This is a genomic window from Bacillota bacterium (assembly GCA_013178415.1).
Taxonomy (GTDB): domain Bacteria; phylum Bacillota; class SHA-98; order Ch115; family Ch115; genus Ch115.
Window position 1 is genome coordinate 1 of the sequence record JABLXA010000038.1, and the last position, 17,363, is coordinate 17,363.

Here is a 17,363-nt window from a genome sequence, read left to right on the forward strand (position 1 = left end):
GGGGGAATCGAAATGCGTCATAGAGTGACCCTTATCCCCGGGGATGGGACAGGTCCAGAATTAATGGATGTAGCAGTTAAGGTGCTTGAGGCCACCGGAGTCGAGTTTGACTGGGATGTGCAAGAGGCCGGGGCAGAAGTCATGGATAAATACGGCACCCCGCTTCCCGAGAAGGTGCTTGATTCCATCAAGCGAAATGGAGTGGCCTTCAAGGGGCCGATCACGACCCCTATTGGCACAGGCTTTCGCAGCGTTAATGTGGCCCTTCGTCATGAATTAGGCCTTTATGCATGTGTAAGGCCATGCAAGACATATCCAGGGGTAAGATCAAGGTATTCCGGGATTGATCTCGTGATCATCAGGGAAAACAGTGAGGACCTTTATGCTGGAGTCGAATTCGATGAAGGTTCACCCGAAGCGGCTCAGATAATAGGAATGAGTAAAGGAAAGATCCGGGATGGGTCCGCTATTTCAATAAAACCTCTATCGTATTTCGCGTCCTCGCGTATAGCGCGATTCGCCTTTGAATATGCTCTAGCCAATGGGCGCAAGAAGGTCACGGCTGTAGCCAAGGCAAACATAATGAAATTCACCGATGGGCTTTTCTACCGCGCCGCGAGGGATGTGGCAAAGGATTACGAGGGCAAAATCCAGTATGAGGAATTACTGGTAGATAATATGTGCATGCAGCTAGTTCAGGTGCCAGAAAAATATGATGTCCTGGTCATGCCAAACCTCTACGGTGATATACTCTCTGACCTGTGCGCCGGTCTTGTGGGGGGGTTGGGAGTCGCGCCCGGGGCGAATATTGGGGATGGGGTCGCCATTTTCGAGCCGACTCACGGCTCAGCGCCTAAATATAAGGGAATGAACAAAGTTAACCCTATTGCCCTAATACTTTCTGGGATGCTGATGCTGAGACACCTAGGAGAAAATGAGGCTGCCGCCGCGGTGGAAAGGGCAGTTGCAGAGGTCATCCGTGAAGGCAAAGATGTAACTTATGACTTGAAACCAGATAGAAATGACCCGAGCGCCGTCGGGACTAAGGAGATGGGAGATGCGATAGTGAGGAGGCTCTCATGAACCTTGGAGCTTTTGACAGGTTGATCGGTAAATGCCCGGCTCCCTGACTCGAGCAGCGCACGGCTACACTGCTACATTGCTCACCAAGACCTCCGGCGCAAGGAATCCCATCATCAGGTGATGAAGATTCCCACCTCCAGGCGGATACGCGCCGGAGGGCACTCCAACTACTTTGAAAATAGCTGAGCGCCATTTTCGTCCTTTCGATGGTGCTGGGCGACGCCCGGCATGACCGATTACCCTGAAAATCGATGGTGGCCATTTTCATCCGTCCGATGGTGCCGCCAAGGCGGCATGAGGGGCTACTCACATATAGCATCGGTGATTTTGAAATGAAGCTTGGCTACTTCCTCGAGCGCAGGGACTCCGCCCTTTTCGAATATACTCTTGCCGACAGAGATTATTGAGGGGTTTGAGGCTCCTTTTGGTAATTCAATGCCGGCCAAAACCGAAAGCTCCTGTATCTGCTCTACGAATTCGGCACGCGCCAGAATTGACGCTGCCGCCACCACCGTTTCTTCCTCCGCGCGATGTCGTTGTTCGAGGCGCACCTGCCTGCCTTTCTCCATCAATGCATTCAATAGAAATGACTCATCGCCAAACTGATCAGCAATGGCAAGTTCGCACCTGGTAGGCTCAAGGACATTCTCCAAAGCTCGCGCATGGGCCCATGCGAGGAGGCGATTTAGGTTGCGGAATTGCCGATAGAGCTGATTGTATCTTTTTGGCCCTATAGTGACCACAGAATTCGGGCATAGCCGCTTAATCTCTACAGCAAGCTCGAGAATACGTTTATCGGAAAGACGTTTACTATCTTTAACACCCATTGCCTTGAGCCGTTCCTCAATTTCCTCATTAGCGCATACAGCTGCAACTACCAAGGGACCGAAGTAGTCCCCCTTGCCGGACTCGTCTAAACCAACTCTTTGCACAAATAAGCATCACCTTTCCTAATATTTGCTGGCATTATACCCCATGATTCATTGATATGTCCATCCTCCTCGTGCTGCTCTGCCGCGGCTGAGAGCACCTTTGCTGAGATTTTGACATATATTGCCATCCAGCCGGTAGCAGGTAGTATGTTATGGCACTACCTTACAGGGAAAACATACACATAGCGCCACGCAGTTGGCAAAGAGGATCTCCGGTAGGGCATTCATAGAAGAGATATCTATGAGGATCTTGGCCATATATGTGAGAATGAAATCCACCAAAGGAAGCATTATGCGCTTGTAGGACATGATGTTGAAGGTCTTCAAGATGTTGATGAAGCCTATGTCGTTCATGAAGACAAGGATACCATCAAGAAGACCGGCGCAATCCAGGATGTAGATGGAATCTATCTCCTCCCGGTCATAGATGGTCCTTATCATAACTTAAAGCTTGCCGCCTTCGTGTCTAAAATCTTGGGTCTATTATAGTCAAATTAAATTGTATTTCTCGAGCTTTTCGCGTATCAAGGGGAGCACTTCGTCTTCCGGCCACCAAAATGGTTGAGTCATATGGCTCTTGCAAATGCCCATGAGTTCTAGAGCTTTTTTCTTCCATGCGACCGCTCCAAGAGAAGAGGGAGCGATTGAATTCAAAGCGCCCAAATCTTTAACCGCTGCAAACAGCTTACTAATTTCCTGCATATCTTTGGCAATGCATGCATCGTAGAGTGATACGCACAATCTTGGAGCTACATTACCTAACGAAGGGACGACTCCATCTGCTCCCATTAACAATCCGTCAGCATACAGGGATTCATCTCCAACGAAAACTGAGATATTCTCGAAATCTCTGGCGCAGGAAGTGAGGAATCGCATGTCATCGATATCCCCGGAGCTATCCTTGAGGCCGTATATTCCTGGGATCTTGAAGAGTTCTTTCCAGGTGTCTTGATGGATATGCGTAGGATTGAGTGAGGGAATGTTGTAGACGATCACTGGAATGTCGCAGGCCTCCGCCGCTTTCCGATAGAACAAGATGATCTCATTCTGGTCGGACAATGGATAATAGAAGGGAGGGGTGATTACCACCGCACTGACGTCGTAGTCCTCTGCCATTTCAATGCGCTGGATTACCTTCTGGGTTGAAGTATCACTAACCCCCACATATAATGGGATCTTACCCGCAATTGTTTCAGATACTATCGCTACAGCTCGTCTCCACTCATCAATGGTAAACCTGGGGAATTCCCCGGTTGTTCCCATGACGAAGATACCATGGACCCCGCCCTCCAGAATATATTGAACAAGGTCCTTCAACCCCTCTTCATCTACAGTTTCATCAGAATTTATCGGAGTCACGATGGGGACGACTACACCATACAATCGCGGTTGTGAATTCATGACAAATTCTCTCCTTTTTCGATCACAATGCGGGTAGCTTTCATCAGGACGTTGACAGTCCTTCCAATCAGGAAATGAGTCGCGGTCTAACTAGAGAGGTACTCTCTCTATCTATAAGCACAAAAAACACTATTCTCTATAAATCGGCATTTTCCTTTCATCTCTTCTTTATGGACATCCGATCCGGACAAGCCGGGTTTTCACTATTCGGATGGTGCGGCCTATCGGCGTGATGATACCATCTTCCTGTCCTCCTTCCCGCCACGCGCTCATGCTGCTACGGCAGCACCATCAAAGGGATGAAAGATCGGAAGCTTTCGAGAAAAGGTTTAATATATGTTAGCCCGAAATTCCCTATATGGACTATAATATATAGCCTTGCATCCCTTCCGCATATTGTGGCCCGAACTGGATTGATCTAATCAGTCGATAGTGTGAGATATTTATAGATTTTGGGAGGAAATAAGAAGGGAAAAGAAAGTTTATGGAGAAAAGGTTTTATTGATGACATGAACTCATCTCAACTTAATGGGGGCATTACATCTGACCCAGGGAAAGATGGTTCAACTAAATTGGGCGAGATGGCTTGGCCAAATCAAGGGGATGCCTTCATTTAAGCTGGGGGGAGGTGGTCGACGAGAAGGGAAATAGTATGGCTCAGAAGGAGATATGGCATGATCCTGGGTATCACGGTGATATCAGTGGTTAAGATTCTCCATCAACCCTTACCTAAGGAAAAAGGAGGGCCACATCTATGTCGAAGTGGTTGAGATCACTGGTGTTCGTTGTTGTGCTTGGGAGTCTGATTCTAGGTCTTGCATCTATCTCCTTTGGACAGGGTGTACCTGTCCCTTTTGAGTATGCCACTCTTCAGGAATACCAGAAAGCTACCGGAAAGAAGATAGCCCAGTTTGGCGAAGCCCCCATGCTGGCAAATCTGGTAAAGCAGAGGAAACTCCCTCCAGTAAAGGAAAGACTGCCAGGAAACCCTAAGGTCATTGTACCGGTGGAGGAAATAGGTCAATATGGAGGGACCTGGCATCGCGCTTGGCTTGGGCCATCTGATGCCTGGGGGCCGCGCAGGCTCATGGTTGAACAGATAATTCAATTCAACGCAGATGGTACAAAAATCATCCCCAATATAGCTGAAAGCTGGGAAGTATCCGAGGGAGGTAAAACCTTTACCTTCAAGCTGAAGAAGGGAATAAGATGGTCTGATGGGCATCCATTTACTGCCGATGATATAGTGTTTCAATATGAGGATGTTCTCTTAAACAAGGAGCTTACCCCCGTGTTCCCTGATTGGCTTACCATAGCTGGGAAGCCGGTGGTAATTGAAAAGGTAGACGACTACACGGTGAGGTTCCGCTTTGCAGCTACTTATGGACTGTTCCTCTATCAATTCGCCGACAAGAGCGCGGATCTCTATGCCCCCAAACATTATATGAAGCAATTTCACCCACGTTATACCCCAATGGAGAAATTAAAACAACTTGCGAAGAATGCGACAGGGACCGAAAACTGGTTCCAGCTCTATCAACTGAAGAGTGATAATTGGTGGGTGAATAATCCAGATTACCCCACTATTTGGGCGTGGAAAGCCGTCTCACCTCCAACCGGCACGCAGTTTATCATGGAGCGTAACCCCTATTATTGGAAGGTAGATACTAGGGGGAATCAGCTTCCTTATATTGACCGCATATCCAATATTTTGGTAGAAAATGTGGAGATGCTGAATCTTAAGGCCCTAACTGGAGAACTGGATATGCAATGGCGATATATGCAGCTTGAAAATTTCACAGCCCTGATGGAAAACAGGGAAAAGGGGGATTACCGGATACTCAAGTGGAGAGGTGCCAGGGGGGCCAACCCCGTGATCTACCTTAACTATACGTGCAAAGATCAAATCCTGAGGAACATCTTCCTGGATGCTCGATTCAGGAAGGCCCTTTCCTTGGCCATCAACAGGGACGAGATCAATGAAATAGCTAACCTCGGGTTAGGTAAGCCTCGGCAGGCATCCCTTATCCCGGGTGTTCCATATTACTCTAAGGAATGGGAGAAGGCATACGCTGAATACGATCCTGAGAAGGCTAACAAGCTTCTGGATGAGATGGGGCTAACCAACCGAGATAAACAGGGATTTAGGCTGCGTCCCGATGGCAAGACGCTGGCGTTGACCATCGAATATACAGCGCGGTTTGGACCCTGGACAGAGACTTTTAATCTGGTGAAGAAGTATTGGGAGGATATAGGAATCAAGGTAGCTCTAAAACTCGAAGATAGTTCCTTGTGGACAACGCGGAGAGATGCAAATGAACTAGAGGTAACCGGATGGCAGATGGATAGCCAGGCTCCCTGGCTTGCGGAAGGGACATGGCTTGTGCCTACAGGGAATCCCAGATATTGGGGGACTGAATATGCAAGGTGGGTCGAAACTGGAGGAAAGGCAGGGGAAAAGCCAGAGGGAGACATGGCTAAGATCCTGGAGCTTTGGGATAAAGTAAAAAGAACCATCGATGAGAAGGAGCGGGATAAGCTCATTGAAGAGATCATCGGCCTTCATATTAGGAATATCTGGCTCATAGGCACGGTAGGGGAGACCCCCGATCTGGTCGTAGTAAAGAACAACTTCCGGAACGTTCCATCAGAACTCATCGCCGATGGGACCTTTGACACCCCGAGAAATGCTGAGCCGCAGCAATTCTTTATCAGGCAGAGGTAACGCTCCAGGGCGAGGGTGTTGTCGAGCTTGATGGCGGAAATGTAGATGTCAATGGGGCTTTGGGGCCCGTGCGCGCTACGCCCCATATAGGCGTACGGGCCTTATTTTTCCTGGACGAGTGGAGGTGGTGTCTTGTTTCAGAGTGAGGGTAGACGCTAGTGCCGTGCTGGCGGCCTCATTAGCTCGGTCAGAATGTCCTCGCGCGGTGAATAAGAGAATAGATGGGAGGTTTCGGAAATAATGGGAAAATGTTCTAATATGCTTGTATTCGCGCTCGCTTTCATCAGTATGATCCTGGTCATTTCGCCCGTTTCCTTTGGCAAGAAGGTCCCTGTTCCTTTTGAATACGCTACTGTTCAGGACTATCAGCAGATCACCGGGAAGAGAATAGCGCACTTTAATGAAGCTCCGATGCTCTCTCAACTTGTGAAGCAGGGTAAGCTTCCTCCAATAAAGGAGAGGCTGCCTCAGGATCCCAAGGTGATCGTCCCGGTAGAAGAGGTGGGCCAGTATGGCGGCACCTGGCGTCGAGCATGGCTCGGACCGTCTGATGCCTATGGGCCCTGGAAGCTGATGGAGGAAACGATAGTCCAATACAATGCAACCGGCACGAAGATTGTCGCTAATATCGCGGATAGGTGGAGCATGTCAAAAGACGGCAGAGTTTTCACATTCCATTTGAGGAAGGGAATAAAGTGGTCTGATGGAGAACCATTTACAGCTGATGATATCTTGTATCAGTTTGAAGACGTGCTATTCAACAAAGACCTTACCCCCACATTCCCCAAATGGCTTACGGCAGGCGGCAAACCCGTAGAGGTCGAAAAGGTGGATGATTATACGGTAAAATTCAGCTTTGCCCAGCCATACCCGCTTTTCCTCAACCAGTTCGCCATACAGAGCCATGCGCTCTATGCCCCGAAGCACTATATGAAGCAATTCAATCCCAAGTATACGTCTGAGGCCAAACTAAACGAAAGGGCAAAGGCGGCTGGTTTTGCCAGCTGGTATCAGCTGTATCTGGCAAAGGAAGATGCCTGGTGGGTAAATGATCCTGACAGGCCCACTATTTGGGCATGGAAGGCCGAGAATTCGCCTACCAGCCCTCAATTTAGAATGGTGCGCAACCCATATTATTGGAAGGTTGATACTGCGGGGAATCAGCTGCCTTACATAGACACTATAGTCAATATCCTTACCGAAAACGCGGATATGGTCAACCTCAAAGCCATGACCGGGGAGTTGGATATGCAATGGCGTCATATCCTTGCAAGCAACTACACAGTTTTCATGGAGAATAGGGACAAGGGCGATTACCGGGTGATTGTCTGGAAATCTGCGCAAGGCTCGAACCCGACCATCTGTTTCAATCTAACCTGCAAAGATCCGGTTTTGCGTAAGCTTTTCAATGACGACCGGTTCCGGAAGGCCCTTTCCATAGCCATCAACAGGGAAGAGATCAATGAACTGGTCTTTTCCGGGCTTGCTGTTCCGAGGCAGGCATCACTCATACCTGAGGTGCCATACTACTCGCCTGAATGGGAAAAAGCATGGGCACAGTATGATCCGAAAAAGGCCAATGCTATGCTGGATGAGCTAGGCCTCGTGAAAAGAGATAAGGACGGCTACAGGCTGCGTCCGGATGGTAAGAGGCTGGCTGTTACTATTGAATACATGCAGGCTATCGGCTTTGCCTCAGATGTGTGTGAGCTTATCAAGCAGTATTGGGAGAATATCGGGGTCGCGACCGCTCTCAAAGTAGATGAGAGATCTCTCTACACCGCAAGGAGACAAGGGAATGAGACGGAGATAACCATAGAGGGCATGTCTGCCCAGGTGCCGTTCCTAACGGAGAGTAAATGGATAATCCCATCTACTACGCTTGATCACTGGGGCATAGAGTACGCGCGATGGTATATCACCAATGGGAAGGCCGGAGAAAAGCCACCTGCGGATATCGCCAAGCTTTTTAACCTGTGGGATCAGATAGGGGCAACGGTGGACGAAAAGAAGAGGGATGAGCTCGTAAATGAGATGATCGATCTCCATATCAAGAATATCTGGTTCATAGGGACTGTCGGAATGGCTCCCACTATCGCCATTGTCAAAAATGATTTCAGGAACGTTCCTGAGGGAATTCTGGACTGCAGCTTGAATACTCCGAGGCATGCGGAGCCATCGCAGTTCTTCATAAAACAGAGGTAGATGTCCTTGTCGCCGCGGCTCTCTTTACAAGGGGCCGCGCTCACATATCTTGATTTGCAGATCCTGCGCATTCAAGCCTATATGGCCGGCTCATGGCGGCGGTGGAGGGGTAAGAATGAGTCAAGACAATGAAATTCTGAAGTCAACAGAAGAGATCTGGGTTGTACCTGGTTTTCATTCAGATGTTGTTTGGATAGAGGATCAGCGAGACTATGCCATCGTCCTCATAGGGGACGCGGACCAGAATATCCAGATTTGTAAGGCCGATCCGGACTACGGATTTTTCGTCCACGAACTCACCTACCTCAAGCCATATTATGATACATTTCCAGAAAACAGGCAGTTCCTCCGCGAGTTGATCCGCGACGGGAGAGTCGGCACTGGTGGATCTCACAGCCAGCCATCTGAGACCCTCATAGGGCCGGAGGGGATCGTCCGCAACATTATCTATGGTCGCCTCTTCCATGAAGGGGTTCTCGGTGACAAGCCCGTGATCTACATGCCCTGGGATGTATTCGGGCATACCGCGCAACTTGGCCAGATCCTGCGGAAGTCCAGGTTCATAGGGTGTATATGGTCCAAAGACATCCGGGGCGTCCAGCCTGTATTCTGGCATGTTTCCCTGGATGGCAGCAAGCTCCTATTCAAGAGGATGGAATACGGAGTGGTAGGCGCCGGTATCGAAGAGGAATTCATCCAGCTCTTTGAGGAGCGCTCCCAGGAGATCGCATCCCTTGGCCTCACATCAGATGTTCGCATAGATGCCGGAGATTTCAAGCCTCCTTCCGCTTGGCTTGTGGGTAGGTGCGCAGAACTTAAAAGAAGAAAGCCTAGATTCATCGTCTCCGGGACCGGTCATGAGGAATGGTTTAGAAAGGCCATTGATGAGATAGAAGAAAAAAGATTGAATATCCCCGTGACTGCTCGTGATTTTGAATATCATCACCAAGGAACCGGGGTCTCGAGAATAGAGTTCAAACTTTCCAACCGTATGGCCGAGAACACATTACTGAATGCTGAGAAATTCGCAACCATTGCCAATTACCTTGGGGCGGTTTACCCCGATAAGGCACTAGACAAAGCTTGGCGCCAGGTTCTTTTCAATCAACACCACGATGCCATGACAGGGCCCTTGTGCGACCGTTCTTATCTGGATCTGATGCTCGGTTATCGCGAGGCTCTCGAACTTGGCCATGAGGTCCTGGCGAATTCTCTTGATTACATAGGAAGCCATATCGATACTGCCATGTCAAATGCCGGGAAGATTCCCTTTGCGGTATTCAACCCATTGAACTGGAAACGAAATGATGTCTGCCAGGTCGCCCTTGAGTTTGAAGATGGGGTTGAGAATTTCGAGATAGTGGATCATGCGGGAAATAGTGTGTCATTCGATGTCTTGAACCTCAAGAAAGGTGAAAATGGCAAGATAACTTCTGCGAGCGTGGTTATTCTTGCGGAGGATGTGCCCTCTGTCGGATATAAGCTTTTCTATGCGGTACCTACAACAGGATGCCCGATGGGACCAATTGAGACTGATATCTCTGATGGCAATATCATCGAAAACGAGTATTTCAGGATCACCGTGGACCCCGCGCTCGGTGGAGGAATTACAAGCATTTATGATAAGGAAGCGCAAAGGGAACTGATTTCGCAGAAGCATGGCGTAAATGATAAGGATGGCGCTAAGGCACCTGGCAATGAGATTGTGGCTCTCTCTGAGGATCCTTACCGGCGCGAGCCTGCCTGGGAGGTCTTCACCACTGGGGGCAAGGTCTTCTCCAGAGATTACCCTGCGAAAGTCAGACGCTGCACGGGCCGCCTGATATCCAAGCTCATTATAAGCGGTGACATGAAAGATTGTGGGCGTTGCCAGGAGATCATCCTCTACAAGGGCATAAGAAGAATCGAATTCTCCACACGCCTTGAGAGATATTCGGGTGTCCACGACCTTTACGTTGTAACCTTCCCTACGACCCTCCAGGGTCTCGAACCGGTCTTTGAGGAGCGCTTTGGCGCTACTGTGAAGCGAAAGAGCAAGGGATATCTTGATTTCCGCACATTAAAATGGCAAAACCTCTCAGAATGTGGCGTGAGGCGATGTTATCAGTGGTTTGGCCTCGGGCAAAGCGGCATGGTGGAATGTGGGACTGAGGGGGAGGATGGGTATATCAGTGTCGCCATCGGCATGGTAGGTCTCGTCACAGGGCACGATCCGGAGGTGCTGCAGTCTGCATATAAGCTCCAGGAAGCTCTGGTGAAACGCGGAATTCCGGTTACTCCTTTCTTTGATGATCTCGATCTGGAGCGCAGGTTACAGCTGCCTTCTCAGGATTCGCGAATGCCCATGGCTGACCTCAATGAGGATTTGCCATGGGGGACTTCATTTCGTACTGCGCTGGACGTAGGAGGGGATAATAGCTACTTTCGGGATATATTCGATACCATTCCTGAGGATAAGAAAGAGTATTACCAGCAACAACTCAAGACCAGGGGTTTTGCCTGTCTTTTGGCTCTGGATCGCGCCATGCCGGAAGGCTGGCCTCCCCTGCCCGTCTTGCTCATCGGAGCAAACAGCCCGGAAGCTCTTAGGACATGTATTGATGGCATTGCCGCGGAGATCTCGCATGGGGTCGTCAGGCTGCCTGCGTTGGCCAACGCAACTGGCCAGGCAGCAAAGCCTGATGATTATGGAATGCTTCTTCTCAATGGCGGCAATGTCTTAGGTTCTGTAGAATTCGACAATACCCTTGTATTCTTCTTGATGCATACAACAGCCTGGGCGGCGACACCTTGGGGCAAGGACCGGTTGCCATATATGTTCATACCAGAAAGAAAGACACACCAGTTCTTCTATGCTCTATACCCTCACCAGGGGGACTGGCGCTCGGCTCATGCTTTTCGTGCGGGATATGAATACAATAATCCCCTTCTTGCAAGGCAGCTGGAACCCCATGAAGGGGCGCTCGGACCAAAGACTTCATTTGTGGAAATAGAGGGCGATACCCTGGTGATGACAGCCATGAAGCCAGCTGGGTTTGGGGTGGCGGCCCTGAGTGACAAGAAACTGGACAGCATGCAGGGGATAATAGTCAGGGCTTACGAAGCAACAGGGATTGAGGTCCGTGGCAGGATAAGGTTCTTCAGACCTCTTGCCGCGGCACGCAAGACAAATCTCCTGGAGGAGAACGAAGGGGATGTCGCGCTCTGCGATAGTAACTCCTTTGACGCGCGGTTTGGGCCTTTTGGTATAGAGACGTTTTGCATGATTCCCACGCTCCATCATTATTCCTCCATTAAAGGCACAAAACTTGGCAGGGAAAAGGAATCCATACAGCCCGTATACTTTAGATACTGGCAACATAATTCTGGCGCCGATCCCCTGGGATATTGCCCGGTCGGGGTGACCCTTCGAGGGAATGTGAAAACTGGAGTCCACATTCGTCAAGGCGGCGTCAGCGTTAATACGATACAGGTAGCGATAGTGAATGATTATGTGGATCGCCGCGTAAAGGGCGAGGTGCAAATCATCGCCCCTGAAATGTGGAAGCCGTATCCTGATATTGTGGAATACAATCTTGAACCGGGGGGCCATTTAATAAAGGACGTGGTCATAGCTTTCATTACCGACAGGAAGTTTAGCTATCGCCCCCAGCCAGCGAAGGGAATCATAAAGGCGCGATTGGTTCATGATGGTCAGGTGATCGAGGACATCCTGGAAGTAGGCGGAGAAAGCCTGGTCGATTGGTATGCGAAACTGGATGAATCTGCAAGGGAGATCATTGTGACTGTCTCAAATTCCAATCAGGATGAGATTTCCGGTGAGGTGTCCATGGTATCCCCAATGGAGTTGTGGCCGGATGACATTGTGGGCCGAATATCCCTGGGAGGGGTACTCCCTATGAGGCAAGGATTCACGCTCAGAGGCAATAGTTCTACGGAACTCCGGTTCAAACTGGATATCCCCGCATTGGCGGGTAGTGAGTTGCCGGGCGCGGCCTGGGTCATCGCCAAGCTTGCCTACCATGGCAAAGTAGATTATAAGCCTGTCTTCGGAAATGCCATTACGGAATCAGAGTAAGGCTGAAAAAGCGCCGGAGATGCGCTATCACGGTTCGCATATTAAAAAACGTTTTGTGAGGTTGAATATTGATCGATGCCTACCATAAAAGATGTGGCAGCGGAAGCTGGAGTTTCTATAGCTAGCGTTTCTAAAGTCTTAAACGACCCTCATTATGGTTCTTTGAAGACCCGGGCTAAGGTTCTGGAAGCCATCAAGAAACTGGGATACAGGCCCAATAATATAGCCCGCAGTATGGTGATGGGCAAGACAAATATGATCGCTCTGGTGATTCCAGATGTCCGGAATCAATTTTTTACAGTGGTGGCGCGGGGTGTTGAGGATGTGGCGAGTAAGTATGATTATAGGGTCATGCTTTGCAACACCGATGAAGATGCTTTAAAGCAGCAAAAATACCTTGAGGTATTTCAAAGCAAGGTTGTGGACGGATTTATAATCGCAGTCGCGTCCGAACGCGACCGGTACCTTGAGAAAGTCGACAAAGGCAGCATCCCTTTCGTTCTTATCGACCGCGTCTGCGAGGGAATTCCTGTGGATGCGGTGCTGCTAGATAATAAAGGCGGAGCATATAGGGCTACAACCCATCTGTTGCAACTCGGGCATAAAAGAATAGGCTTCATTATGGGAAAACAGGATACTCTGCCAGGGCGGGAGAGACTGAAGGGTTACCTGGAGGCGTTGAGGGAATCCGATCTTGAGCCGGATGAAAATCTTATAAGAGATGGCGGATTTACCATAGAAGGGGGATATGACGCGACCCGGGCGGTCATCGCTGCAAGACCTGCGCCCACCGCTCTTTTCGTCTCCAATAATGCCATGACCATAGGATGTCTCAGGGCTATTTCAGAAGCAGCGATAAAAATCCCCGATCAACTTGCGGTGGTGGGATTTGACGATTCCGAATGGGCGGAATTTTTTACTCCGCGCCTTACCGTTGTGAGGCAGCCAGCATATACAATGGGAACCATAGCAGGAGAGATATTGTTTCAGAGAATATTTGGGAACGCCCCACAGGAGAGACAGGAGATCATATTGAAACCCGAGCTGGTTATTCGAGAATCTTGCGGGGCTGCGCTGAAAGGTGTTGCGCATAAGCTCCGGTTTAATTCGTTATAGTCAGGCGACAATGAATGTAAATGAATGTAGACAGAAGGGAAGGGATAGGTTCATGTATTCAAAACAGCTGGCGCATTGGCGTCTTGGGCCAAAGACAAGGATCGTGCTGGGAGTCAGCCCGATACGCCCTGTAGAGAGAGGCGCCTTGTATCTTCAGGCGCAGGTGGAGAATCGTTGCGGATGGCGCTGGGAGATCGTGAAAGGTGAAAAGCCTTTGCCGGGGGATATCTCACTGGGCATTTTGGGCGATGGCACGACCTCTTCACCCATTGTTCCCGAGCACCCGGAAGAAATCACCCTGTGGTCCGGAGGCGACCCATCTGCCCCGCAGGTGATCGCGCTGGCTGGCGGGCCTTCAGTAGCGATGGCGGCAGCCGGGAAATTAGCGCGTTCTCTGGATCTCAGACCGGGATTTGCCGGGATTCCCAGCCTATCTTTACGCGAGCGGGCGGCATTCCCAGTGCGTGGCCACACATTCGCCAATCATAAACAGAACAATACTTATGACAAATGGGACTGGGAGCATTGGGAAGAATACCTGACCGAGATGGCTGCATGGGGGAACAACATTGCTATTCTGTACCCGCTTCATCCCACCAGGTGGACAGGTTCCCTGCCTTTCGATGATCCTCCGTGGTTTGATACTCCTGAGCGAGAAAAGGAATTTTACAGGCAGATCGAAATTCAGCTCAAGATTCCCCAGTTGTGTCATGAGCTTGGCATGCGCTACGGAATCTGGGCGCCAGTAAATGATATATTCCCAGAAGAAGTAAAACGCAATCCTGACCTCACCAAATACGGAAATTCATTTGTATGCCCTCACATTCCGGAAGCGCGCGAACGCATACGGGCATTTCGCGAGAGGTACTTTTCTATGCTTCCCTCCATAGACGTGTTATTCCTTCCTTCGAAAGATGATGGCGGCTGCCCCGGATGTGAAGATTGCACCCCCTGGGGTCCGACGTATTTGGAACTGGTGAAGGAACAGGCGGAACAAGTGAGACGTTATCACCCTGATTGCAAGATCTGGGTTGCCCAGCAGGGGCTCACCGCGCCTGAGACCCAACTGCTCGTCGACTGGCTGGATCGAGAGCGCCCTGATTGGGTAGAGGGGGTGGCATATGGGCCCTTTAGCGAACTCATGACCTTTGACGATCCCGATGGTGAGGGAGGGGAGCTTTCCCTTGAACGGTACTGGCGCACCGGCCTTATTTCTGGTCCCGTCAGTCGCCTGAGAGCGGCATTGCCGGGACAGTATCGCCTGATTCTTTATCCTGACGAGGCTCATACCTTCGCGTGCCAGTACCCGGTAATAGGCATGGATCCTGCCGTTCAGTATGTTTGGAGCCGGGAAGACGGACCGGCTCCGCGTCCAAGAGAAATGGCATCTAAACACGCAGCCACCTGTGTGGTGGGCGATGGCTCTATTCCATATTCTGAAGGCAATACTGATGACCTCAACAAATTCATCTGGTCAGCAAGGGACTGGAACCCCGATCTCACGGGCGAAGAGATCGCGGCAGAATACGCCCGATGGTTCTTTGGCCCAGACTGCGCTGAGGAAGCGACGGCCATGATACTCAAGATCGAGGAAATTCTGAATGCGCCGCTATATGGCAATACAAAGGTCAAGGAGGCTCGTCAACTGCTGAATACATGCGAGAGTCGGGATCCCCGTCTTCTGGACAACTGGCGATGGCTCAACCTGCGCATAGGGGTTTTGATGCTTGACCATATTCAGCAGGTATTGGAACGCGACAGGTGGCTTGTTGCGACCCTTCGTTACAGAGTGGCATCATGGCGCAGTGCGCTGGATCCCACTCCCGGTTTGCGGCGGACCATTCATTACCTTGAGAGGATATTTGGCGAGACTGACGGCTTGTTGCAGGAAATCGTCTGGACGCGGAATAAACTCTTTAATATGCAAAAGCTAGCGATCCGCGGTGTGGCAAAGCTTCAGAATAGCTACATGAAGCTGGATGTTCTTCTTAATCGATGGAAGGAGCTTTTGCAACAGATAGAGAGGGGTGAACTCGCCACTTTCCCTGAGAGATATAAAGCTATCGTTCTATCAATGTCGGAGACAGAAAATAGCATTCGCATGGCCACGCGCGGTGTGCCGCTGGTAGATCATGTTCAAGAATTCGCATGGGAGAAAGGGGCTACAACATGGCAGTGGTAAATGGGGGCCGGCTTAAGCAGATCATGGCTTCAGGCCGGGCTGTACTTGGGGGCACCGTATCTGTGCCCTGTCCTGCAACTGCGGAAGTGTTGGGGTACTGTGGTTTCGATTTCCTGTTTGTAGATATGGAGCATACATCCATTGGCACGAGGGATTTAGAGGAGATCTGCCGGGCGGCTGAGCCTACAGGCGCAGTGACGATCGCGAGGCTGCCTGATTCTAACCAGAGCACTATCCTTAAGAATCTCGATGTTGGGCCAGGAGGCATTCAGGTGCCACATGTGGAAAGTCGGGAAGAGGTCCAGGACATAGTCCGTTCAGCCCGCTATTATCCTGTGGGCATGCGTGGCATGTCAGCCCCGCGTTCTTCCAGGTATGGGCTTGATCTTCCTGACTACTATCGCTGGGCTAACGATGAGACTCTCCTTGTGGTCATGATCGAGTCCAAGGAGGCTGTGGCGAAAGCGGATGAAATCTGCAGTGTTCCCGGGATCGATGTGGTATTTGTGGGAACGTCTGATTTGTCACAGAGCCTTGGGATACCAGGGCAGACGAATCATCAGATGGTTCATGACGCGCTTGATGTTGTATTGGCAGCGTGCCGGAAGGCCGGGATATTTGCCGGAACAGTGGCTCGAAATGCACAGGAGGCGCGGGAATTAACTGATAGAGGTTTCAGGTATCTTCAACTCCCATCTGATATGCGTTTCATCCTTGATGCAGGCCGGGCTATGGTCCGGGAGATCCGGGGCGCATGACGAGATGGTAGGGTCATGGCGGCCAGCCTGTTATGTGAGGAGGAGACTTGATTCTATCAACCTGTAGTCTACGAGTATTGGGCGCCATTCAATTATGATAACATCAAGGTTGAGCTGGGGAGGACAGATCTATACATAGGCGCTGAATACAATCCCGATGGGGTCGAATTGGATGTTCCTCCGTATGGCGCTATAACTGTGGTGGAAGATGAGCCTATAATAGCGGTTACCGTGATAGGCAGCGCATGCGTGGCTCCTGGTTTTGTCTTGATCCAGGCTGAACCTGTAGAGTGGAAGTTCCCCCGGACTGGCGTCAAGATGAAAGTAGATGGGCTCTGGGGTGAGCACATCCGCATTGAGCCGTGGAAGAGGGGCGTCCATGAGGGGTGGAGCTATGCGGGATTGAGCTCGGCTCATTTTGAACTGCCGGAATCTAAGAAAGTCACTATTATGGCGGGGAGTTCGATGGATATTGCCGAAATAGACGTCAAGAACATGAGGCACGATGCCCATTATGCTGTTCGGATAATCAGGGTGACGGTCAAGCGTCCCGTCAGTTAGGACCAGCGTGTTCCGTAACCCTTGGGCTTTCCCCCCCTGGCATTTTGCACTACAGATCCCCTTGCGGCATATCGCGAATTAAAGCTATTATGTATTTAAATGGAGTGCCCAGACAAGCAGACAGTTTTCGCTTATTCAGGTGAAGATAGTGGAGGCTTTGCCGTGGCTGAATGCCGCCGCGCGCAAAATGAAATACAATTTGGCAGGGGGAATCGAAATGCGTCATAGAGTGACCCTTATCCCCGGGGATGGGACAGGTCCAGAATTAATGGATGTAGCAGTTAAGGTGCTTGAGGCCACCGGAGTCGAGTTTGACTGGGAT

12 protein-coding genes are annotated in these 17,363 nt (G+C 50.4%); 9 read left to right on the forward strand and 3 right to left on the reverse strand.

Annotated features, from left to right (window positions below; all coding sequences use genetic code 11):
• The first annotated feature begins 12 nt into the window (after positions 1-12).
• Positions 13-1,083: an isocitrate/isopropylmalate dehydrogenase family protein gene (locus HPY52_16330; protein ID NPV81799.1), complete on the forward strand. Its 1,071-nt coding sequence runs from the start codon at positions 13-15 to the stop codon at positions 1,081-1,083.
• 302 nt (positions 1,084-1,385) lie between these two features.
• Here HPY52_16330 and rnhC read toward each other — a convergent pair whose 3' ends face one another.
• The 3 genes from rnhC to HPY52_16345 all read right to left on the reverse strand — a co-directional run bounded on the left by rnhC (position 1,386) and on the right by HPY52_16345 (position 3,416).
• Positions 1,386-2,015, reverse strand: coding sequence for a ribonuclease HIII (gene rnhC / locus HPY52_16335; GenBank protein NPV81800.1), 630 nt, complete (start codon positions 2,013-2,015; stop codon positions 1,386-1,388).
• 150 nt (positions 2,016-2,165) lie between these two features.
• Entirely contained in the window at positions 2,166-2,456 is a 291-nt protein-coding gene (locus HPY52_16340) for a hypothetical protein (GenBank protein NPV81801.1), read from the reverse strand.
• Positions 2,457-2,504: 48 nt separating this feature from the next.
• Complete coding sequence (locus HPY52_16345; protein NPV81802.1) at positions 2,505-3,416, reverse strand: dihydrodipicolinate synthase family protein; 912 nt, start codon at positions 3,414-3,416, stop codon at positions 2,505-2,507.
• Positions 3,417-4,170: 754 nt separating this feature from the next.
• On the opposite strand from HPY52_16345, the gene HPY52_16350 reads away from it, so the two are divergent.
• From HPY52_16350 to HPY52_16385, 8 genes are all read left to right on the forward strand, one after another.
• A complete protein-coding gene (locus HPY52_16350; GenBank protein ID NPV81803.1) occupies positions 4,171-6,141 on the forward strand; it encodes an ABC transporter substrate-binding protein in 1,971 nt (656 codons plus the stop codon).
• A gap of 240 nt (positions 6,142-6,381) precedes the next feature.
• Complete coding sequence (locus HPY52_16355) at positions 6,382-8,346, forward strand: ABC transporter substrate-binding protein (GenBank protein ID NPV81804.1); 1,965 nt, start codon at positions 6,382-6,384, stop codon at positions 8,344-8,346.
• Positions 8,347-8,461: 115 nt separating this feature from the next.
• Positions 8,462-12,424 (forward strand): hypothetical protein, encoded by a 3,963-nt coding sequence (locus HPY52_16360; GenBank protein ID NPV81805.1) that lies wholly within the window; start codon positions 8,462-8,464, stop codon positions 12,422-12,424.
• Positions 12,425-12,499: 75 nt separating this feature from the next.
• Positions 12,500-13,540 carry a LacI family DNA-binding transcriptional regulator gene (locus tag HPY52_16365; protein NPV81806.1) on the forward strand — a complete coding sequence of 347 codons (1,041 nt, stop codon included), beginning with the start codon at positions 12,500-12,502 and terminating at the stop codon, positions 13,538-13,540.
• 52 nt (positions 13,541-13,592) lie between these two features.
• Positions 13,593-15,722: a hypothetical protein gene (locus HPY52_16370; protein ID NPV81807.1), complete on the forward strand. Its 2,130-nt coding sequence runs from the start codon at positions 13,593-13,595 to the stop codon at positions 15,720-15,722.
• Positions 15,710-16,480 (forward strand): 4-hydroxy-2-oxovalerate aldolase, encoded by a 771-nt coding sequence (locus tag HPY52_16375; GenBank protein ID NPV81808.1) that lies wholly within the window; start codon positions 15,710-15,712, stop codon positions 16,478-16,480. The genes HPY52_16370 and HPY52_16375 overlap by 13 nt, the downstream gene beginning before the upstream one ends.
• 168 nt (positions 16,481-16,648) lie before the next feature.
• On the forward strand, positions 16,649-17,041 hold the full coding sequence (locus tag HPY52_16380; GenBank protein ID NPV81809.1) for a hypothetical protein: 393 nt from the start codon (positions 16,649-16,651) through the stop codon (positions 17,039-17,041).
• A 217-nt stretch (positions 17,042-17,258) separates the two neighbouring features.
• Positions 17,259-17,363 (forward strand): NAD-dependent isocitrate dehydrogenase (locus HPY52_16385; protein NPV81810.1); only part of this gene is annotated, 105 nt, incomplete at its 3' end.